General features: G+C 60.0%; 21 protein-coding genes. 7 read left to right on the top strand and 14 right to left on the bottom strand.

Annotation, left to right across the window (positions count from 1 at the left end; translation table 11 throughout):
- The 7 genes from ACR0JA_RS09460 to ACR0JA_RS09430 all read right to left on the bottom strand — a co-directional run bounded on the left by ACR0JA_RS09460 (position 1) and on the right by ACR0JA_RS09430 (position 5531).
- Positions 1 to 174 carry a hypothetical protein gene (locus ACR0JA_RS09460; protein WP_010442775.1) on the bottom strand — a complete coding sequence of 58 codons (174 nt, stop codon included), beginning with the start codon at positions 172 to 174 and terminating at the stop codon, positions 1 to 3.
- Positions 174 to 779 carry an NADH-quinone oxidoreductase subunit C gene (locus ACR0JA_RS09455; RefSeq protein WP_480573232.1) on the bottom strand — a complete coding sequence of 202 codons (606 nt, stop codon included), beginning with the start codon at positions 777 to 779 and terminating at the stop codon, positions 174 to 176. The genes ACR0JA_RS09460 and ACR0JA_RS09455 overlap by 1 nt, the downstream gene beginning before the upstream one ends.
- An 11-nt stretch (positions 780 to 790) precedes the next feature.
- On the bottom strand, positions 791 to 1324 hold the full coding sequence (locus ACR0JA_RS09450; protein ID WP_480573229.1) for a NuoB/complex I 20 kDa subunit family protein: 534 nt from the start codon (positions 1322 to 1324) through the stop codon (positions 791 to 793).
- Complete coding sequence (locus ACR0JA_RS09445) at positions 1315 to 1680, bottom strand: NADH-quinone oxidoreductase subunit A (protein ID WP_010442778.1); 366 nt, start codon at positions 1678 to 1680, stop codon at positions 1315 to 1317. The genes ACR0JA_RS09450 and ACR0JA_RS09445 overlap by 10 nt, the downstream gene beginning before the upstream one ends.
- Positions 1681 to 1867: 187 nt before the next feature.
- Positions 1868 to 2656: a crotonase/enoyl-CoA hydratase family protein gene (locus tag ACR0JA_RS09440; protein ID WP_480573226.1), complete on the bottom strand. Its 789-nt coding sequence runs from the start codon at positions 2654 to 2656 to the stop codon at positions 1868 to 1870.
- A gap of 10 nt (positions 2657 to 2666) precedes the next feature.
- Positions 2667 to 3521 (bottom strand): hydroxymethylglutaryl-CoA lyase, encoded by an 855-nt coding sequence (locus ACR0JA_RS09435; protein WP_480573223.1) that lies wholly within the window; start codon positions 3519 to 3521, stop codon positions 2667 to 2669.
- Between the two features lie 78 nt (positions 3522 to 3599).
- A complete protein-coding gene (locus tag ACR0JA_RS09430; RefSeq protein WP_480573220.1) occupies positions 3600 to 5531 on the bottom strand; it encodes an acetyl/propionyl/methylcrotonyl-CoA carboxylase subunit alpha in 1932 nt (643 codons plus the stop codon).
- On the opposite strand from ACR0JA_RS09430, the gene ACR0JA_RS09425 reads away from it, so the two are divergent.
- Complete coding sequence (locus tag ACR0JA_RS09425) at positions 5524 to 6300, top strand: class I SAM-dependent methyltransferase (protein WP_480573217.1); 777 nt, start codon at positions 5524 to 5526, stop codon at positions 6298 to 6300. The genes ACR0JA_RS09430 and ACR0JA_RS09425 overlap by 8 nt on opposite strands.
- An 11-nt stretch (positions 6301 to 6311) precedes the next feature.
- Here the strand turns inward: ACR0JA_RS09425 and ACR0JA_RS09420 are convergent, their stop codons facing one another.
- From ACR0JA_RS09420 to ACR0JA_RS09410, 3 genes are read right to left on the bottom strand one after another with little or no spacing between them, the layout of a single operon-like run.
- The gene (locus tag ACR0JA_RS09420; RefSeq protein ID WP_480573215.1) at positions 6312 to 7919 is read right to left on the bottom strand and encodes a carboxyl transferase domain-containing protein; all 1608 of its coding nucleotides are present in this window, start codon (positions 7917 to 7919) and stop codon (positions 6312 to 6314) included.
- Positions 7916 to 8377, bottom strand: coding sequence for a lysozyme inhibitor LprI family protein (locus ACR0JA_RS09415; RefSeq protein ID WP_480573212.1), 462 nt, complete (start codon positions 8375 to 8377; stop codon positions 7916 to 7918). Before ACR0JA_RS09415 ends, ACR0JA_RS09420 begins: the two co-directional genes overlap by 4 nt.
- Complete coding sequence (locus ACR0JA_RS09410) at positions 8374 to 9900, bottom strand: AMP-binding protein (RefSeq protein WP_480573209.1); 1527 nt, start codon at positions 9898 to 9900, stop codon at positions 8374 to 8376. The genes ACR0JA_RS09415 and ACR0JA_RS09410 overlap by 4 nt, the downstream gene beginning before the upstream one ends.
- Before the next feature lie 136 nt (positions 9901 to 10036).
- Between ACR0JA_RS09410 and ACR0JA_RS09405 the strand changes: the two genes are divergently transcribed.
- Positions 10037 to 10642 carry an OmpW/AlkL family protein gene (locus ACR0JA_RS09405; protein ID WP_480573207.1) on the top strand — a complete coding sequence of 202 codons (606 nt, stop codon included), beginning with the start codon at positions 10037 to 10039 and terminating at the stop codon, positions 10640 to 10642.
- Positions 10643 to 10689: 47 nt separating this feature from the next.
- Here ACR0JA_RS09405 and ACR0JA_RS09400 read toward each other — a convergent pair whose 3' ends face one another.
- The 3 genes from ACR0JA_RS09400 to ACR0JA_RS09390 form a co-directional block, all read right to left on the bottom strand.
- Complete coding sequence (locus ACR0JA_RS09400) at positions 10690 to 11853, bottom strand: isovaleryl-CoA dehydrogenase (protein ID WP_480573204.1); 1164 nt, start codon at positions 11851 to 11853, stop codon at positions 10690 to 10692.
- Positions 11854 to 12019: 166 nt separating this feature from the next.
- Positions 12020 to 13210, bottom strand: coding sequence for a DegT/DnrJ/EryC1/StrS family aminotransferase (locus ACR0JA_RS09395; RefSeq protein ID WP_480573201.1), 1191 nt, complete (start codon positions 13208 to 13210; stop codon positions 12020 to 12022).
- Between the two features lie 39 nt (positions 13211 to 13249).
- Positions 13250 to 13921 (bottom strand): HAD-IA family hydrolase, encoded by a 672-nt coding sequence (locus ACR0JA_RS09390; RefSeq protein ID WP_480573198.1) that lies wholly within the window; start codon positions 13919 to 13921, stop codon positions 13250 to 13252.
- 133 nt (positions 13922 to 14054) lie between these two features.
- On the opposite strand from ACR0JA_RS09390, the gene glmU reads away from it, so the two are divergent.
- The 3 genes from glmU to ACR0JA_RS09375 are packed head-to-tail and all read left to right on the top strand — an operon-like array spanning position 14055 to position 17926.
- Entirely contained in the window at positions 14055 to 15410 is a 1356-nt protein-coding gene (glmU, locus tag ACR0JA_RS09385) for a bifunctional UDP-N-acetylglucosamine diphosphorylase/glucosamine-1-phosphate N-acetyltransferase GlmU (RefSeq protein WP_480573195.1), read from the top strand.
- A 3-nt stretch (positions 15411 to 15413) separates the two neighbouring features.
- Complete coding sequence (glmS, locus tag ACR0JA_RS09380; protein ID WP_480573192.1) at positions 15414 to 17237, top strand: glutamine--fructose-6-phosphate transaminase (isomerizing); 1824 nt, start codon at positions 15414 to 15416, stop codon at positions 17235 to 17237.
- Complete coding sequence (locus ACR0JA_RS09375) at positions 17234 to 17926, top strand: DNA alkylation repair protein (RefSeq protein ID WP_480573189.1); 693 nt, start codon at positions 17234 to 17236, stop codon at positions 17924 to 17926. Before glmS ends, ACR0JA_RS09375 begins: the two co-directional genes overlap by 4 nt.
- Here the strand turns inward: ACR0JA_RS09375 and ACR0JA_RS09370 are convergent.
- Complete coding sequence (locus ACR0JA_RS09370) at positions 17923 to 18333, bottom strand: hypothetical protein (protein ID WP_480573186.1); 411 nt, start codon at positions 18331 to 18333, stop codon at positions 17923 to 17925. The two genes, ACR0JA_RS09375 and ACR0JA_RS09370, sit on opposite strands and share 4 nt — an antisense overlap.
- Before the next feature lie 102 nt (positions 18334 to 18435).
- Here ACR0JA_RS09370 and moaA point away from each other — a divergent pair, with 102 nt between their 5' ends.
- Positions 18436 to 19443, top strand: coding sequence for a GTP 3',8-cyclase MoaA (gene moaA, locus ACR0JA_RS09365; RefSeq protein WP_480573183.1), 1008 nt, complete (start codon positions 18436 to 18438; stop codon positions 19441 to 19443).
- Position 19444: 1 nt separating this feature from the next.
- Complete coding sequence (locus ACR0JA_RS09360) at positions 19445 to 20770, top strand: 3-deoxy-D-manno-octulosonic acid transferase (protein WP_480573180.1); 1326 nt, start codon at positions 19445 to 19447, stop codon at positions 20768 to 20770.

The following is a 20770-nucleotide window of genomic DNA, read 5'->3' as shown; positions in this document are numbered from 1 at the left end:
TTAGCGGCGCTCCAATTCCTGTAACTTCAGTCCGACCCACCACAGCAGCGCGATGGTTCCGAACGGCACCAGGCACAGCAGGCACCAGTATTTGTTGATCCCGAAGAATGGCAGAATTTTTACCATCGGGATAATGGTGAGCGCAGAAAGGATCAGCCACCAGATACCACCCATCACTCAGCCTCCTGCTTCTCGTCCCCCGGCAGGATGTAGTTCGCACCCTCCCACGGGCTCATGAAATCGAACTGGCGGTATTCCTGCACCAGCGAGACGGGTTCGTAGACCACGCGCTTTTGCGCCTCGTCATAGCGCACCTCGGTATAGCCGGTGGTCGGAAAGTCCTTGCGCAGCGGATGACCGCGAAAGCCATAGTCGGTCAGAATACGCCGCAGGTCCGGATGGCCCGAGAACAGGATGCCGAACATGTCGAACACCTCACGCTCGAACCAGTTGGCCGAGGGGTGGACGTCGACGATCGACGGCACCATGTCCTCTTCGCGGATCGACACCCGCAGGCGGATGCGCTGGTTCTGGTACATCGACAGGAAGTGATAAACTACATCGAAGCGCTTGGGCCGTTCCGGGTAGTCCACACCGGTGATGTCGACAAGAGTTGAGAACTGGCAGTTGCGGTCGGTCCGAAGGTATTCGATGAACTCAACCAGGTTCGATGGGGCCACATCGACATTCAGCTCGTCATGGGTGACATCCCAAGCCAGCACACAATCCGGTCGCTTGATTTCAATATGCGTGCCAAGTTCCTTGAGTGCGTCGCTCATCTGCCCTCTCCTCAGCGTACAATGGTGCCGGTGCGGCGGATTTTGCGTTGCAACTGCATAAGCCCATACAGCAGCGCCTCAGCCGTTGGCGGGCAGCCCGGGACATAAATGTCCACCGGCACAATCCGGTCACAACCACGCACCACCGAATAGGAATAGTGGTAATAGCCACCACCATTCGCGCAGGAGCCCATCGAGATTACATAGCGCGGCTCGGGCATCTGATCGTAAACCTTGCGCAACGCCGGGGCCATCTTGTTGGTCAATGTTCCGGCCACGATCATCACATCGGACTGGCGTGGGGACGCGCGGGGCGCGATTCCAAACCGCTCCGCGTCATAACGTGGCATCGAAGTATGCATCATCTCGACCGCACAGCAGGCCAAACCAAAGGTCATCCAGTGCAGCGAACCGGTACGCGCCCAGTTGATGATGTCTTCGGTCGAGGTCAGCAGGAAACCTTTGTCCTGCAATTCGGCATTCAGGGCCTTGGCGGCGACTTCTTTATCGACGCCAGCGGTGTTTGCACCGGTCATCACTCCCATTCCAGCGCCCCTTTTTTCCATTCATAGGCAAAGCCGATGGTCAGAACGGCCAGAAATACCATCATGGACCAAAAGCCCACATCGCTGATGTCTTTGAAACCGACGGCCCAGGGAAACAGAAATGCGATTTCCAGATCGAAGATGATGAACAGGATCGCGACCAGATAGAATCTGACATCGAACTTCATCCGCGCATCATCGAATGCATTGAAACCACATTCATATGCGCTGACCTTTTCCGGGTCGGGATTGCGTACCGCAAGCACCACAGCAGCCAGAATCAGAACGATTCCAAGCCCCACGGCAACAGCCAGAAACACCAGAATCGGGAGGTACTCCCGCAGCAGGTCTTCCACGTATAGCTCCTTTCCCGCGCAAGCCCCGAAAAGGATGCGCCGTCAATTGGCGTGTTGACGGGACATTCTGTATCCGCGCCGCGTCAGAGGGTCAACCGAACACAAGCGCGCAGGTGATGGAATCTGCGTTTGATCAGACCAAACAACGCCCTAGGCGGTTGTGCGGCACCGAAATCGGTCGCCTTCACTAAACCGTATTATTCCAATCAGGTTTTCGCTTTTCAAAGAATGCCGCGATCCCCTCCTGCGCCTCGGCTGTCTGCCAACGGGCGACTAATTCCGAGATTGTGTTATCGATCACATCATCGTCAATTTGCGGCCCCAGAGAATGAACCAATGCCTTGGCCGAGGCGACGGCCCCCGGCGCGCACGAGAGGTAAGGCAGAACCTCGGCCTCAACCGCATCAGGAACAGCTTCGGCAGCGACCACACGCGATAGCAGACCCAGGTCGACAGCCTCTGCCGCATCAAACGGGCGTGCCGACATGAACACCCGCCGTGCCCTCGCCGCACCCATGCGCGCAATCACATAGGGACCGATGGTCGCAGGGATAAGTCCAAGCCGGGTTTCGGTCAGCGCCATTTTCATGGTGTCCACGCCAATCGCCACATCGCAGACTGCGGCCAGCCCGACCCCACCGCCAAAGGCGTTGCCCTGCAAAACCCCGATCAGAGGTTTCGGAAGCGCATTCAGCGCCGACAACATCTCGGCCAGCTTGCGCGCCTCGACAAATCTTGTTTGCTGATCAGCCGCCATCTGGGCCTGCATCCACCCCAGATCAGCACCAGCGCAAAAACTCTTGCCCGCGCCGGTCAGAACCACCACGCGCACCTTCGGGTCTGCAGCCAACCGATCCGCCGCCATCGTCAGCTCTGCGATCATCCGCGCCGACATGGCATTGTGTTTCTCGGGGCGGTTGAGCGTCAGTGTGGCGACACCGCGTTCGTCCGTGGTCAGTGAGATCGTGTCGAACATGTCGAAGCCCTCATTCGCCACGCATGGCACGGGCCATCTGCGCGGCTTCTGCCAGAACCGTGGCATCCAGCCCGGTGTCATACCCCAGACGCTCAAGATGTGCGGCGACGTCTTCGGTCGCGACGTTACCTGCGGCACCGGGCGCAAACGGGCATCCGCCCAAACCGCCTACCGCCGCGTCGAACACGCGCACGCCCAGCGACAGCGCGACATCAATGTTGTCCAGCGCCTTGTCGTTGGTGTTGTGAAAGTGTCCCGCCAATCGCGTCGCTGGCACTCTCTCGCGTACTGCAAGCAACATATGCGCAATCGTATCCGGAGTGCCCTGACCGATCGTATCGCCCAAAGAAATCTCATAGCAGCCCAAAGCGAACAACTCATCCGCAACTTCGGCCACCTTTTGAGGATCGGTCGGGCCGTCGTAAGGGCAATCCGTCACGCATGAAACATAACCGCGAACCGGCAGATCAATGTGGCGCGCGGCCTCAAGAATGGGCTGAAACCGCGCGATGGATTCAGAGATCGAGGCGTTGACGTTTGCCTGCGAAAACCCTTCCGAGGCCGAGGCAAACACCGCGATCTCATCCGCTTTGGCTGCCAGCGCATCCTCGTACCCGCGCATATTCGGCGTCAGAGCGGCGTATCGCAGGTTGTCCGCGCGTGTGATTCCGGCCAGAACTTCGGCGCTGCCTGCCATCTGCGGCACTCGTTTCGGGGATACGAAACTCGCCACCTCGATCCGGTTGAAACCCGCGCGAGACAAACAGTCGATCAAAGCGATCTTTTCCGACACCGGAATATCGCGCGCCTCGCTTTGCAAACCGTCGCGCGGACCAACCTCGAAAATCTCGACCCGTTCGCCCATCTCTACACCCCTTCCAATTTCTTTTCGTTTCAGTTGCGGACCACCCGACCCTGCCACAATCAGCTTCGGCGGGACAGATCACGTCTCTTCCAGCCGGACCAGCGCCGCGCCAGCCTCGACCTGAGCACCCGCGCCCACCAGAACTTCGGCCACCACGCCATCACGCGCCGCCAGCAGAGAATGCTCCATCTTCATGGCCTCGAGTATGGCTAGCCGGTCGCCTTCCTGCACAACCTGCCCTGGTTCGGCAAAGACCGCCTTGACCAACCCGGGCATCGGCGCTTCGACCACGTTCGTGTCACCTGCGGCACCTGAATCGCGGTCAAGCGGGTCGACCAAATCAAAACCGCGGCCATAGTCCTGAAACACGGTGATGCGGGAACCGGCGACCGAGACCTGCGGCATCGGTTGCCCCGCGATCAGCCACCGGCCAGAAACGCGCTGCGCCTTTATTACTTCGTCGCCCAGTTGCCAAAGTTGCTGATCCGGGCCGAGGACCTGAACATCCATATCGATCTGTTCGTCACCCGCCTTCAGTTGCACAGCCCTGTGCAGTGGTGCCCACAACGTAAAGCCAGCCTCCGCCTCGGGATCGACCAGATCCAGCGCGGTCATGGCGGCTGCAATGCAGGTCGAAGCATCAGTGGCGGTCTCCTGAACCAGCGCGTCGATCTCTCGCCCGATCAGGCCCGTATCGACGTCGCCTGCCGCGAAGCCGGAATGACGCGCCAGCGCCCCCAGAAACGCCAGATTGGTCACGGTTCCTGCAACTTCGGTGCGTTCAAGCGCACGGCTCAGCGATTGCAAAGCGACAGCGCGTGTCGGGCCATAGGTGATGATCTTGGCAATCATCGGATCGTACCACGGGCTGATCGTATCCCCGGCGCGCACGCCGCTGTCTGCCCGGCAGGTGTCCGGGAATGACAGGTGGGTCAGTGTTCCGGTCGCTGGCAGGAACCCCTTTGGGACGTCTTCAGCATAGAGACGCGCCTCAAAAGCGTGGCCGCTGATCGACAGTTCGGCCTGCTGTTTTGGCAAAGCCTCTCCTGCAGCCACACGCAATTGCCACTCGACCAGATCGACGCCGGTGATCGCCTCGGTCACGGGATGTTCCACCTGCAGGCGCGTGTTCATCTCCATGAACCAGAACCGATCGGGGCGCAGCCCGTCCGAGGCATCGACGATGAACTCGACCGTTCCCGCCCCCTTGTACCCAATGGCTTCGGCCGCGCGCACGGCTGCCTGCCCCATCGCCTTGCGCATCTCGGGCGTCAGTCCGGGCGCTGGTGCCTCTTCGATTACCTTCTGATGCCGCCGTTGCAACGAACAGTCGCGTTCGAACAGATGTACCGCACGGGTGCCGTCGCCAAAAACCTGCACCTCGATATGGCGGGGCTTGGTGACGAATTTTTCGATCAGAACCGCATCGTTGCCAAAGGCGGTCCGGGCTTCACCGCGTGCGCTATCCAGCGCGGCGGCGAAATCCTCGGGCCGTTCGACAAGACGCATACCCTTGCCACCGCCACCCGCGACCGCCTTGATCAGAACCGGATAGCCGATGGTATCGGCTGCCCCCGACAGGTGCTCGGGGTCCTGATTGTCACCGTGATAGCCCGGCACGACCGGCACCCCGGCCTGTTCCATAAGCGCCTTGGCCGCATCCTTGAGGCCCATCTTGCGGATCGCATCCGCCGATGGCCCGATGAAGGTCAGCCCCGCAGCCTCGACCGCATCCACGAAATCAGGGTTTTCGGATAAAAATCCATAGCCCGGATGAATTGCCTGAGCGCCGGTATCCAGCGCTGCCTGGATGATCACATCACCTTTCAGATAGCTCACCGCCGGTGCCGCTCCACCGATATGCACCGCCTCATCCGCCATCTGCACATGCTTGGCCGAGGCATCCGCATCGGAATAGACAGCCACGCAGGACACGCCCATCTGCTGAGCGGTCTCGATGACCCGGCAGGCAATCTCGCCACGATTGGCAATCAGGATTTTATTGAACATCGGCAAATCCTTGCGTTTCTCGCATCACAACCTCAGGGTGCGCAACATGGCTCAAGACATTTACGATCCCGAGTTTGTGGCAGGTGTATTCGACAGATGTTCCGGTGCGTATCGAAACTGGAGCGCTGTAGCGTCCTTTGGTTTTGTAAGAGCTTGGCGAAAGGCATGTATCAATGGCCTCGCGCTGCCCCCTGACACGCTTGCTTCCGGCGTCGATCTGATGGCCGGAACGGGAGAGGCTTGGCCACATTTGTTTGCCCAATTCCCGAAGATCACGAAAGTTACTGCCATCGACATAAGTCCCGAAATGCATCGTCAGGCCATGGATCGGCTGCATAAGGGTCGAGAGGACCGGGTCGCACATCTTTGCGCTAATATGCTGACGACCGATCTTCCCAGCGAAAGCGCCGATTTTGCAATCTCCACATTTGGCCTCAAGACGTTCAACGCGGATCAGCATTTGATTTTTGCCCAACAATTGCGCCGCATACTCAAACCCGGCGCACCGTTTTCTTTGATTGAAGCCACCGACCCGGTGGGGTGGTCGTTGCGGCCGCTCTACCGCCTTTATCTGGACGGCGTCTTGCCTCAGATTGAGAGGCTCTTTTTGAACGGCGCCCAAGATTTCTCCATGATAGGCGCCTACACCCGCAACTTTGGCCGCGGCGACGCGGTTGCGGATGCTTTGACAACCGTGGGGCTTAATGTGGAAACAACAACTTACGTCCACGGAAGCGCCATTCGCTTTTCTGGAAACAGACCTTACTAGACCGCCCATGTCTACATCCTGAACACGCCGAAACGTGTCTCCTCAATCGGGGCGTTCAGCGCGGCGCTCAGTGACAGCGCCAGCACATCGCGGCTTTTGCGCGGGTCGATGATGCCGTCATCCCACAGGCGCGCCGAGGCATAGAGCGGGTTGGACTGTTCCTCGAACATATCCAGCGTCGGGCGCTTGAAGTCGGCCTCTTCCTCGGCCGCCCAAGTGCCGCCCTGCCGTTCGATCCCGTCGCGCTTGACCGTGGCCAGAACCCCCGCCGCCTGCTCGCCTCCCATCACGGAAATCCGCGAATTCGGCCATGTCCACAGAAAGCGCGGCTGATAGGCCCGGCCCGCCATGCCGTAATTCCCGGCCCCGAATGAGCCACCCACCAGCATCGTGATCTTGGGCACCGAGGTTGTCGCAACCGCCGTCACCATCTTGGCGCCGTGCCGCGCGATGCCCTCGTTCTCGTATTTCCGACCGACCATAAACCCGGTGATGTTCTGCAGGAAGACCAGCGGCGTTTTGCGCTGCGAACACAGCTCGACAAAATGCGCGCCTTTCTGTGCGGCTTCGGAAAAAAGCACGCCATTGTTGGCGATGATGCCAACCGGGCAGCCTTTGACATGGGCAAAACCCGTGACCAGCGTCTCCCCGAATCGGGGTTTGAACTCATCGAACCGAGAGCCGTCGACCAGACGCGCGATCACCTCGCGGATGTCATAGGGCGTGCGCAGATCAGCGGGGACAACGCCCAGAATTTCCTCGGGGTCATAAGCAGGTTCCTCTGGGGTTTCAAACCGTAAGTCGGGCTTCAGCCCGGCACCCCCCAATGATCCCACAGCCCGCCGTGCCAGGGCCAGCGCATGTGCATCATCCTCGGCCAGATAGTCCGCGACACCGGACAGCCGCGTATGAACATCGCCGCCACCCAGATCCTCGGCGCTGACGACCTCGCCTGTCGCCGCCTTGACCAGAGGTGGCCCGGCCAGAAAGATGGTGCCCTGATCGCGCACGATGATCGTCACATCCGACATCGCGGGCACGTATGCCCCTCCTGCGGTACAAGACCCCATCACGACGGCGATCTGGGGGATCCCTTTCGCACTCATCCGCGCCTGATTGTAGAAGATGCGGCCAAAATGATCGCGATCGGGAAAAACCTCATCCTGATTGGGCAGGTTCGCTCCGCCACTGTCGACCAGATAGATGCAAGGAAGGTGGTTTTCCTCGGCAATCTCTTGCGCGCGCAGGTGCTTCTTGACCGACATCGGATAGTAGGTGCCGCCCTTCACGGTGGCATCATTGCACACCACCATGACCTCGCGCCCCTGCACCCGGCCAATCCCGGCAATGACCCCGGCGCAGGGTGCGGCGTCGCCATACATCCCATGTGCGGCGGTTGCGCCGATCTCAAGAAACGGAGACCCCGCATCTAGCAGGTTCGCCACCCGGCGGCGGGGGAGCATCTTGCCCCGCGAGACGTGTCGCGCGCGGGACTTCTCGCCACCGCCCATACGCGCCGCTTCGGCAACGACAGAGATCTGGGCAAGCGCGTCAAGATGGGCCGTGCGGTTTGCGTTGAAACCCTCGGAGGTTGTTATCGCTTTGGACTTCAGTTTCATTCCAGTTTCCCCAAGTCGCGCAATTCCACAGCACGTTCAGCGGTTTCGGTCAGTATGCAATTTGCTGCGACGATCGTGCGTATCGTCCCATCGGACCAGATGCTGTACGCCAATCCACACTCAGCGTCGCGAAAACCAATCCAGGCACGCTGAGCGTCGCGCAATTGATCCGCTAGTTCCGGGCGTTCGGCGAATTCGGCCCTGCGAAGCTGATACTGCTCATTCAGCAAATTATCCCAAACCTGCGCTTCGGCCTGAATGCACTGGGATATCCCGATCGTGGTACCGTTCCCCGGTGCGGTTTGGCACGCGCCCGCAGCTTTGCCCAGACAGGACGACAGCGCGCCACCCGGCAGCGCTTGAGAGAAGCACCATTGAATATAGTTTTGGTCCACCCAAGCGTTTTGAGCGGATACAAGTGACGGGAACAGCATTGCGGCAATGGTCATTCGCATCATTCGATCAACTCCTGCACGGCCCGCGCCTTCAACTCCTTACGGATCACCTTTCCGGTTACAGTCATCGGCAATTCCGCCAGAAACGCCACCTCACGTGGATAAGAATACTGCGCCAGACGGGACTTGACCCATTCCTGCAACTCGTCTTGCGAGGACTCAACCCCCGGCTTCAAAACCACATAAGCCTTTACGATCTCGGTCCGCAAAGGATCGGGCTTGCCGACAACACCCACCGTCGCCACCGCCGGGTGGGTCAGCAGGCAATCCTCGATTTCCGCCGGGCCAATACGGTATCCGGCCGAGGTGATCACGTCATCCTCACGGCCGACAAAGCGCAGATAGTCGCCCTCCCACACGCCGCGGTCTCCGGTGATCAGCCAGTTGCCGCGAAATTTCTCGGCGGTTGCTTGAGGATTGTTCCAGTACTCAAGCAGCATTGAAGCCGAGCCGCGCCTGATGGCCACGTCACCCTCTTTGCTTGTGGGGGTGCCATCCTCATCAATCACTGCCACCTCATGCCCGGGCACCGGCTTGCCGATACAGCCGGGTCGCACAGGGAAATCCTCGGCGCATGAAGATACGACCATGTTGCACTCGGTCTGGCCATAGAATTCGTTGATCGTCAAACCAAACGCCTGCTGCCCCCAGGCCAGCATCTCAGGGCCCAGCGGCTCGCCGCCCGATGCGACCGAGCGCAGGCCCGGAATGGCCTGACCTGCCGCCTTCAGCATCCGCAGCGCCGTGGGAGGGAAAAACACGTTCCGCACCCCCCCGCGTGCGATCACGTCGGCACATGCGTCGGGCGCGAACTTTTCCAATCTCGCCGCGACCACCGGGATGCCCAGCGCAAGCCCCGGCATCAGCACATCGAACAGGCCGCCGATCCACGCCCAATCGGCGGGTGTCCACAAACAATCTCCGTCACGCAGATGGTTGTGGCTGATCGATACGCCGGGCAGATGGCCGGTCAAAAGCCGGTGCCCATGCAGCGCGCCTTTGGGGCTGCCCGTGGTCCCTGAAGTGTAAATCAGTACCGCGGGGTCTTCGGGGCCGGTATCGGCAAAGCTGACCGGCGCGCCTGCCTGCCCGATCTGATCCGCTAGCAGCGGTCTGGCCAGGCCGGCAAGCAACCTTGACCCTTCCGCATCAGTCAGAACAAGCTGCGCGCCGGCATCGTCGATCCGAGACCGCAACGCGTCGTGCTTGAACAGCTTGAATAGCGGCACCGAGACCGCGCCGATCTTCCAGATCGCCAAATGCGCAGCAGCGCACCAGGGCGACTGACCCAACAGAACCGCCACCCGGTCGCCCGGCTGCACCTTCTCCAAAAGCGCGCGTGCCAGGCCGTCCACCATGTTGGCCAGTTGCCCGAAGGTTATCCGGGCCTCTTGCTGCCCGCTCAGGTCGATCAGCGCGACCTTCTGCGGCGCATGGCTCAGACACTGCTGGGCCATGTTCAACCGTTCGGGCAAATCCCAGCCTCCCGCAGGGCGCAAACCCGGTATGCGCCTAGCGTCTGACAAGGTGTTTTTTCCTTATTTTACTGATGCTTGAGCCTCTCAAACGCTGGGAATTCCTCGCAGCAATTTGATGCAGATCAGAGGCAGTCGTCGCAGGTGTTGCCATTGCTGCGAGGTCAACAAAACCAAAGGCACGAAAATGACCAACAAACTCGCCGCTTTGACCCTTTCGACCGCACTTGCCGCGCTGGCTGGACCCGCCCTCGCTCAATCGCAGGGGGATTGGACCGTCGGCTTTGGTGTCGGTTACCTGAACCCCAAATCCGACAACGGAACGCTGGCCGGGCTCGACGCCGATATCGACTCGGACACGCGGCCGATCTTCACCGCCGAGTATTTTGTCCGCGACAATCTGGGCATCGAACTTCTGGCGGCGACGCCCTTCAAACACGATGTCACGCTTGGTGGCTCGGTCGACGCTGGCAGTGTCAAACACCTGCCGCCGACCCTGTCGCTGAACTACCACTTCCCCACCAACAGCGCGTGGAAACCCTATGTCGGCGCTGGTTTGAACTACACGATCTTCTTCGACGAGGACTCGCCGCTGGGCGATCTGAAGGTCGACAACTCGTTCGGCGTCTCGGTGCAGGCCGGTCTGGACTATATGGTCACGGAACGGGGTGCGGTGCGATTGAACGTGCGCTGGTTCGACATCGACTCGGACGTCAAGCTGGATGGAACGAAGATCGGCAAAGCCGAGATCGACCCCATTCTGGTTGGCCTGTCCTACGTTCATCGCTTCTGATCCTTTGATCACACGCGCCTTGCAGAGCCGCATCTGCAAGGCGCTTTTCAGACCATCTCGCTCATCATTTCGCGCCCGATCAGCATCCGGCGAATTTCGCTGGTCCCCGCGCCGATCTCCATCAACTTGGCATCACGGAAAATTCGGCTGACTGGCGCATCCGACAGGAACCCGGCGCCCCCCATTGCCTGCACCGCCTGATGCGCCTGAACCATCGCCTGCTCCGAGGCATAGAGACAGCACGCCGCCGCATCCTGTCGGGTTACATCGCCCCGGTCACAGGCTTTTGCAACTTCGTACACGTAAGCCCGGGCCGAGTTCATTGCGGTATACATATCCGCGATCTTGCCCTGCATCAGTTGAAAGCTGCCGATGGGTTGGCCGAATTGCTTGCGCTCGGCCAGATAGGGCATAACTTCGTCCAGACAGGCGGCCATGATGCCTGTCCCGATCCCGGCCAGAACCACGCGTTCGTAATCCAGGCCCGACATCAGAACGGCGACACCTCTGCCCTCTTCGCCCAGCACATTTTCAAAGGGAACCTCAACGTCCTCAAAGATCAGCTCGGCCGTGTTCGACCCCCGCATACCCAGCTTGTCGAAATGGGGCGAGGTTGAAAATCCCGTCATTTCATTTTCAATCAGAAAAGCAGTGATGCCTTTTGATCCGGCATCCGGGTCGGTCTTGGCATACACCACCAGCGTATCCGCATCCGGTCCGTTGGTGATCCAGTATTTGTTGCCATTCAGCCGATAATGGTCATTGCGCTTTTCGGCGCGCAGTTTCATCGATACAACATCCGATCCAGCCGAGGGCTCCGACATCGCCAAAGCCCCCACATGATCGCCCGAGATCAGGCGGGGCAGATATTTCTTCTTCTGCTCGTCGCTCCCATTCAGTTTGATCTGGTTCACGCACAGATTTGAATGTGCGCCGTAAGACAAGGAAACCGAGGCTGAGGCCCGCGCAATCTCCTCGACCGCAACCGTATGCGCCAAATATGACATGCCCGCGCCGCCATATTCGTCGGGCACGGTCACGCCCAAAAGCCCAAGATCGCCCATTTCTTTCCACAGGTCGTTCGGAAAACTGTTGGATGCATCGATCTCGGCCGCCATCGGTTTGACCCGATCCTGTGCCCAGCGATGCACCATTTCGCGCAGGGCATTCACGTCTTCACCCAGGTCGAATTTCATCGTGGCCGTGAACATGCGCGCTCCTCTCCTCGCGTTAATGAACAAGTGTTCAATAAATCAATAGCAGCGATTTCCCATGCGGTCAATCTTCAGACGTACGCCAGAGACCGCACGCAAAACGCCGCCCAACAGGCGGCGTTTTCAATAGATCAAGCGTGCGCCTTTGGCGCACTCCGCTGGATCAGGATTGATAGACAGCACCAACCTCGGCCCGGATGATGCGCGCGATCAAAGCGCAATCCTCCAACGAGAAGGTCAGCGGCACCCGCATGTCCATGATCCCGGTCAGAATCCGGTCCGTCTCGGGCATCCGTTCACTTTCTGCATAGCGCCAGCTGTCGTAGCGCGAGGTAAAGCCGGTCGGTTCAGAACCACCGAACCATTTCAACTCCACCCCTCGGTCCGCGCAACGCCGGATCACTTCGGCTATGCGCTCGGGATGCCAGTCGAGCAGCAGGAACTGGATGGAAGACCCGACAAATGTCTCTGCTTCCGGCCGGTCGACAACCGTCAAACCGTGCGTTCCGCGCAGCCTATCTTCGATGACTTTGTATCGGACGTTCCACCGTTCGACCTGCCGGTCGAGATCGCGCAGCTGCGGGCGCAGGATCGCGGCGCGCAGATTGTCCATCCGTCCCGAAACATTAGGGGTCGTGTACTTGATCCGCTCGAACACCTCCGGCCCCGGCGCCGCCAGATGACGCTCATAGAGCATATACGAACCCGAAAGCATCGTCGCTTTGGCCGCAAGCTCTTCGTCATCGGTGACCAATAGGCCGCCCTCGCCCGAGTTCACATGCTTGTAGGTCTGGCAGGAATAGCACCCAATTGCACCTTGCCGACCCGAAAGCTGCCCGCGCCAAGCGGCCCCCATCGTGTGTGCACAATCTTCGATCACGATGACACCTGCGGCATCGCACATTTGCATCAGCCGATCCATATCACACAGATGACCGCGCATATGGCTCAGCATCAGTACCCGCGCTCTGTCGAGTTTCGCTGCTAGATCGTCCAGATCAATGGTCAGATCTTCGGTCACGCCCACAAACACAGGCACCGCTCCGACCGATGCGATTGCGCCCGGAACCGGGGCAAGCGTGAAGGCGTTTGTCAGCACAGGATCTCCGGGCCGGACCCCAACCGCCCGCAGGGCCGTTGCCAAAGCGTAACCCCCGGAGGACACCGCCAAACAGAACTTCGCTCCGGTCTGTGCGGCGAATTCCTGTTCCAGCAACGCTGTCTCGCCCAATTCGCCGGGTGCTACATTGTAGCGATGCAACCGGCCATGGCGCAGCACCGCCAGGGCGGCGTCAATCGCGTCTTCGGGGATGGGTTCCTGCTGCGTAAAGCTGCCAGTAAAAATCTCACTCATGTGTTTGTTCTGGTGCCGCAATCGCCTTGCGTCAAGGGATCAGGCCACCGCACCGATCAGATCGGGCACCAAACCGGGCAAGTCATTGAAATGATGCAGCAGCGCCTCGGGTTCGAGCGCGGCCATGTCGTCGCCGGCGGGGCCGAACGTTACAAGAACCGAAGGCACCCCCGCCGCGCGCGCCGTGTTCCGGTCGGTATCCGAATCCCCGATCAGCACGCACAGGTCAGGATGCCCGCCTGCCCGCCGCGCCGCTTCGCGCAGGGGTTCGGGGTCAGGCTTGCGAACCGGCAGCGTGTCGGCCCCCACCAAAGACGCGAACTGGTCGCGCACGCCAAGACGGGTCAACAACAAATCGGCCAGAGCTTCGGGCTTGTTGGTGCAGATGCCGACGCCATAACCTGCGGTTCTCAGCGCATCCACCGCCTCGAGCGCGCCGGGATAGAATTGCGTATGGGTGTCGATGGCCTGCTCATATGCCTCGAGCAGGACAGGGTAATAGGCGGCGACGGTGTCGTCCTGATAGGCTCCGACCCGTTTCAATCCATGCGTCAACATCATCCGGCCACCGCGCAATGCAACCGCCGCGTCCTGGTCCTGGACCAGCACATCCCCATGTCCCATCTGGCGAAAACAATGGTTGGCAGCCGCCAGCAAATCGCCGGATGTATCCGCCAGAGTACCATCCAGATCAAAGATCACCGTCCGCATTTTGTCCCCTCGTTCGGCAGTTTTCCGCCATACCGTGTTGCAATCGGCAATCTTCTTTGATGGCCGAACCGCTTGCGCCTTTGCCCTCAGCGGATAAAACGGACCGCGACAAAACAAAAGAGAAAACGATTTTATGAGCACCGCCCTTGTCATCCTTGCCGCCGGAAAAGGCACGAGGATGAATTCAGACACTCCCAAAGTCCTGCACCCAATTGCACAGACCCCGATGTTGGTCCACGCCATGCGCGCCGGTGCCGTTCTGTCCCCCGAGCGTACCGTGATCGTCACCGGGCACGGTTCCGAAGCCGTTGGAAAAGCGGCCAGGGCAGAAGATGAAGCCGCCCAGATCGCCGTTCAGAATGAACAGCTGGGCACCGCACACGCGGTTGCACAGGCGCGCGAGGCGTTGGCGGGCTTCAGCGGGGATGTGATCGTCCTTTACGGCGACACGCCCTTTATCGACCCTGCCACTCTTGAACGGATGATCGAAGCCCGCAAATCTTTTGATCTGGTCATGTTGGGCTTTGACATTGCCGAAGTTCAGCCCCGCTATGGGCGGCTGATCATGGATGGGGACAGGCTGGTCGAGATTGTCGAATACAAGGACGCCACGGAAGAACAGCGCGCCATCCGCTTTACCAACAGCGGATTGCTGGCCTGCGATGCCGAGCTGCTGTTCGACCTGATCGATCAGGTCAGTAACGAAAACGCATCGGGCGAGTACTATCTGACGGAACTGGCGGCGCTGGCCAATGCGCGCGGGCTGAAAGCCACCGCGATCAAATGTGACGAGGCCGAAACGCTGGGTGTGGATTCGCGCGCCGATCTGGCCGCTGCGGATGCCGAATATCAGGCCCGAGCGCGCAACGCGCTATTGCAGGACGGGGTGACACTGATGGCACCCGACACGGTCTATCTGTCCGCGGATACGGTGATTGGCCGCGACACGGTGATCGAGCCCAACGTGGTTTTCGGCCCCGGCGTCACCGTCGAAACTGGTGCGACAATCCGGGCGTTTTCGCATCTGGAGGGCTGTCATGTCAGTCGCGGCTCGGTCGTCGGCCCCTACGCCCGCCTGCGCCCCGGGGCCGAACTGGCCGAGAATACACGGATCGGCAATTTCGTAGAAATCAAGAACGCCGAGATTGCCGAGGGCGCCAAGGTCAATCATCTCAGCTATATCGGTGATGCATCGGTGGGTGCGGCCTCGAACATCGGCGCAGGTACGATCACCTGCAACTATGACGGGGTGATGAAACACAAAACCACTATTGGTGAAAACGTGTTTGTCGGATCGAATACCATGCTGGTTGCCCCGGTCACAGTGGGCGACAACGCGATGACGGCGACCGGTACTGTTGTGACCAAGGATGTAGAACCCGACGCGCTTGCCGTTGCTCGCGCACGACAGGAAAACAAGCCCGGTCATGCGCGCAAACTTTTTGAGATGCTCAAGGCGAAAAGGGCTCGCCGCGATAAAGGAGCCTGATTTATGTGTGGAATTGTTGGTGTACTGGGCTCGCATGAAGCCGCCCCCATTCTGGTCGAGGCGCTGAAACGCCTTGAATATCGCGGCTATGACAGCGCCGGGATCGCGACCGTCAATGACGGCACATTGGGCCGTCGCCGCGCGGTTGGCAAGCTGGTCAATCTCAGCGATCTACTGGTGCATGAACCCCTGCCCGGCAAATCCGGGATCGGTCATACTCGCTGGGCCACCCACGGTGCGCCCACGATTACAAACGCGCACCCTCACAAGGCCGGACCCGTCGCTGTTGTGCACAATGGCATCGTCGAGAATTACCGCGACCTGAGGGCAGAACTTGCCGAACATGGAGTTGGGTTCGAAACCGAGACCGACACCGAAACTGTCGCGCTTTTGACCGAACACCACATGAATAGCGGCATGACCCCGACCGAAGCCGCGTTCAAGACCATCGACCGGCTCGAAGGTGCTTTTGCGCTGGCCTTTCTGTTCGACGGTGAAAACGATCTGATTGTTGCTGCGCGCAAGGGTTCTCCGCTTGCTATCGGGCACGGGGATGGTGAGATGTATGTGGGCTCGGACGCCATCGCGCTGGCCCCGCTGACCGATCGGATAACCTATCTGGAAGAAGGCGACCGGGCAGTCCTGACCCGCACATCGCTTGAAATCCGCAACGAGGCTGGTGAGCTTGCCAACCGCGAAACCCGCCAGATCAAGCTGGACCATGCGCGTGCCGACAAGGGCGAGCACAAGCATTTCATGGCCAAGGAAATCGCCGAGCAACCCGTGGTGGTGGCCGAAGCGATCAGGTCATACCTGCCCAGCGGGGGTGATCAGGTGGTTCTGCCCGGCGCAGGTATCGACTTCACCAAGCTGGACCGTCTGACCATGGTCGCCTGCGGCACGGCATTTTACGCCTGTCTGACGGCCAAATACTGGTTCGAGCAACTGGCAGGAATGCCGGTAGAGGTCGATATCGCCAGCGAGTTCCGCTACCGCGAACCGCCCATTTCGGATCGGACACTGGCCCTGTTCGTCAGCCAATCGGGTGAAACCGCCGACACGCTCGCCGCCCTGCGCTATTGCGAAGGCAAGGCGGACAAGATTGTCTCGGTCGTCAATGTCCCCGAAAGCTCGATCGCGCGCGAAAGCGATGTGGCCCTGCCGATCCATGCCGGGGTGGAAATCGGCGTCGCCTCGACCAAGGCGTTCACGTGCCAGTTGAGCGTTCTGCTGATGCTGGCGCTGAAGGCCGCAACCGATCGCGGCACGCTGAGCGCCGAAGCGATATCCGACCACGCCGCCGCGCTGCGCGGTCTACCTTCTGTTCTGAATGCCGCGCTGGATCAGAACCCGGCCATCAGAACATCGGCGCAGCGCCTGTCCGAGGCGCGTGACGTGCTGTTTCTGGGCCGTGGCTTGATGTACCCGCTGGCGATGGAAGGGGCGCTGAAACTCAAGGAAATCAGCTATATCCATGCCGAAGGCTATGCTTCGGGCGAGTTGAAACACGGTCCGATCGCCCTGATCGACAAGCATATGCCAGTCGTTGTGATGGCGCCCAAGGATGCTGTATTCGACAAGACCGTGTCCAACATGCAAGAGGTCATGGCGCGCAAGGGCAAGGTCATCCTGGTCTCGGACGACGACGGCATTGACGAGGCACAGGACGGTGTCTGGAACATGATCCGAATGCCTCATGTGCATCCTAGTTTGACACCGATCCTGTACTCGGTTCCCGCACAATTGCTGGCCTATCACACGGCGGTTGCCAAAGGCACCGACGTGGATCAGCCGCGCAATCTGGCCAAATCGGTGACGGTGGAATGAGCGACTCGGTCGAGCTGGATTTCTATCTGGATCAGATCAGAGCCCATGCCGACCCCGCCCGCGCCGAACAGGCGGCGGCCTATCACAAGGCCGCCCGCCCACATCTGGGCGTCGCCAATCCGGTGCTGAACGATCTGACGAAGGCATGGCGGAGAGAGTTGGACGTGGATCAGCGTGTCGCGCTGGCTGATGCGCTGTGGCAAACCAACATCCACGAGGGGCGCTTGGCTGCAGCAAAACTGCTGACACAGGCACGCATCCGACCGGATCAGGCCGTCTGGGACCTGTTGTACAGCTGGCTGCCAGATTTTGATGCCTGGGCAGTTGCGGATCATGCCTGCATGGCGATGCAGAAACGGCTGACGGCCGATCCCGACCGTTTGGATCAGGTCGCCCATTGGACACGGTCTGAGCATATGTGGACCCGCCGCGCGGCTTTGGTCGCGACCCTGCCCTGGACCAAGCAAAACCACCCCAAACCGGATGATTTGCAACGCCGTGACCGAATTCTGGGCTGGGCCGCCAGCTATGTACCTGACCGAGCTTGGTTCATTCAGAAAGCCATCGCCTGGTGGCTGCGAGAGCTGTCCAAGCACGATCCGCAACGGGTCGTCGCCTTCCTTGAACAGCATGGGGACAATATGAAACCATTTGCCCGCAAAGAAGCCGGCAAGTACCTGCGCGATTAGTTGGAGTAGACCTCCAGTTCCACCAATTCGTCAAAAGGCAGTAACAAAGCCCGCATCGCGTCCAGCGACAACCGACTGCCACCGCCAGCGGGCCCGGGACCTGGAACCAGAGTGATGTAAGCTTGCGCCCCCGTTCTGGGCACGACAACCCGACCGGTCATTTCGACATCGACCAAAGGTGTTTCAAGCCAGCGACCTGGCGTGCTGGGGTCACCCAATCCCGCAATGGTCTTTCGCGGACCGTTCCATCCCGCCGCTGCAACGGGTGTCGCGACACGAGGAGCATCGGGAGCTACTTCTGTCGCTGTCGGCTGTGTCTGCGGCTGCGACTCGGCATCGCCAAAAAGCCGGTCTGACGTAGACCGAACGGTTTCGCACCCGGCGACAAGAACGCAAATTCCCAGCAACGCTAGTCTCATACAGGAAATTTACCCCGCCAAACCGGGCAGTACCAGCCCAAAGCGCAGTTCACCCTTGCCGGTCCCCCGCTGCCGCTTTACCTATGGGCCATGACAGCACCGCTCATCGACCCGTTTGCCCGCGCCATCACCTATCTCCGCGTCTCCGTCACGGACCGGTGCGATTTCCGCTGCGTCTATTGCATGTCGGAAAACATGACATTTCTGCCCAAGAAAGACCTGCTGACGCTGGAAGAGTTGGACCGTATGTGCTCGACCTTTGTGGGCATGGGGGTCGAAAAGCTACGGATCACTGGTGGCGAGCCGTTGGTCCGTCGCAACATCATGACCTTCTTCAACAGCATGACCCGGCATCTGGAAAGCGGCGCGCTCAAGGAATTGACGTTGACCACGAATGGTTCGCAGCTGCATCGCTTTGCCGATGATCTCTATGCGGCCGGGGTTCGCCGGGTGAACATCTCATTGGATACGCTCGACGATGACAAGTTCGCCAAGGTCACGCGCTGGGGTCGGCTGAAACAGGTGCTAAACGGGATAGATGCGGCACAAAAGGCCGGTTTGCGGATCAAGATCAACGCCGTCGCGTTGAAGGGGTTCAACGAACCGGAACTGCCACGGATCACCGAATGGTGCGCCGAACGCGATATGGATCTGACCTGGATCGAGGTCATGCCGATGGGCGATATCGGCAACGAAGACCGGCTGGATCAGTACTGGTCCCTCAAAGATGTGCGCCGGGAATACGAAAACCACTACGCCGTGACCGATCTGGCCGAGCGCTCCGGCGGTCCCGCCCGCTATGTCAGGCTTGAGGAAACTGGTCAGAAAATCGGATTCATCACGCCGCTCAGCCACAATTTCTGCGAAAGCTGCAACCGTGTGCGGCTGACCTGCACCGGTGAATTGTACATGTGCCTCGGGCAAGAAGACATGGCCGACCTGCGCGGCGCTCTGCGTGATCACCCTGATACCGATCAACCGCTGGAAGACGCCATTCGTGCCGCCATCAGCCACAAGCCCAAGGGTCACGACTTTGACTATTCCCGTCAGGCTGTGGATGGTCAGATGAGCCGCCACATGAGCCATACAGGCGGCTGACATGCCCTTGCAGAATGAGCGCCCGACGCTGCTTTATCGGCTGTATTGCGGGTTGACGGCGGTCGCGGCTCCAATCGCTTGGCGAACCGTTCGCAAAAAGCTTGAAGCCGCTGGCGTTGCACCTGAAAGACAGCGGGAAAGGCTGGGCCGCGCCAGCCTACCCCGTCCCGAAGGACGCCTGATTTGGTTCCACGCCGCCAGTGTCGGCGAAAGCCTGTCCGTTCTCAGCCTGATCAAACGGTTGGGGAACCGCCTGCCGGATGCCGAGTTTCTGATCACTTCGGGCACGCCGACCTCTGCGGCGCTGATCGAAAAACGTATGCCACCGCGCACGCGCCATCAATATCCTCCGCTGGATACAGCCCGCCCGGTCCGGCGGTTCCTGGATCACTGGCAACCCGATGCGGGGGTCTTTGTCGAAAGCGAAATCTGGCCGCGGCTAATCGTCGAAACGGCCCGGCGCGGCACGCCGCTTGCATTGCTCAACGCACGGCTGTCCGAGAAATCGGTCGCCGGTTGGAAGAGGCGCCCCAAAACGGCCGCCTTCATTCTCGATCACTTTCGCCTGTTTCTGACTCAAAATGACCAAACCGCAGCCAATCTGACCGCCATGGGCGCGGCTCGGGACCGGGTACAACCGGGCACCAACCTCAAAGCCATGTCAGATCCGCTGCCGGTCGACACGGCAACGTTGAACGACATCCGGGCACGGACGGAAAATCGCCCGGTCTGGATCGCGAGTTCGACCCATGCAGGTGAAGAAGAGACTGTTCTGGCCGCGCATTCCGAGTTGTTGAAACAATGGCCCAACCTGCTGCTGCTGTTGATCCCCCGGCACCCGGAACGCCGCAGAGACGTTGCAGAATGCGCCAGTAAAGCTGGCCTGGCCTACGCTTTGCGAAGCGCTGGGCAAGCCATCACTGCCGAAACGCAGGTCTTTATTGCAGACACGTTGGGCGAGACCGGAACCTGGTATGCGCTCTGTCCAATCGTGTTTCTGGGCGGCTCGCTCATGGAAATCGGTGGACACAATCCGTTCGAACCGGCACAGGCGGGCGCAGCGGTGATCACCGGCCCGGGCTATTTCAACTTTGCCGAAACCTTCGCCCCGCTGATCAGGTCCGGCGCTGCGATAGAAATCAGAAGCGCCTCGGAACTGACTGGTGCGGTCGCCAATTGGTTGTCTGACGCGACCGCTCTCGACGCCGCGCGCGCCGCGATCCGGTCGAGTGTGAACAAACAAGACAGTGCTCTTGAAGCTGTCATCGACACATTGTGTACGCATCTGAGACTCGACCCGTCCCCGAATCCACCTTCATCTGACTAA

Source organism: Ruegeria sp. AM4 (assembly GCF_056540665.1).
Note: the sequence above shows the minus strand (reverse complement) of the source record. Positions and strands in the feature narration are given on the sequence as shown.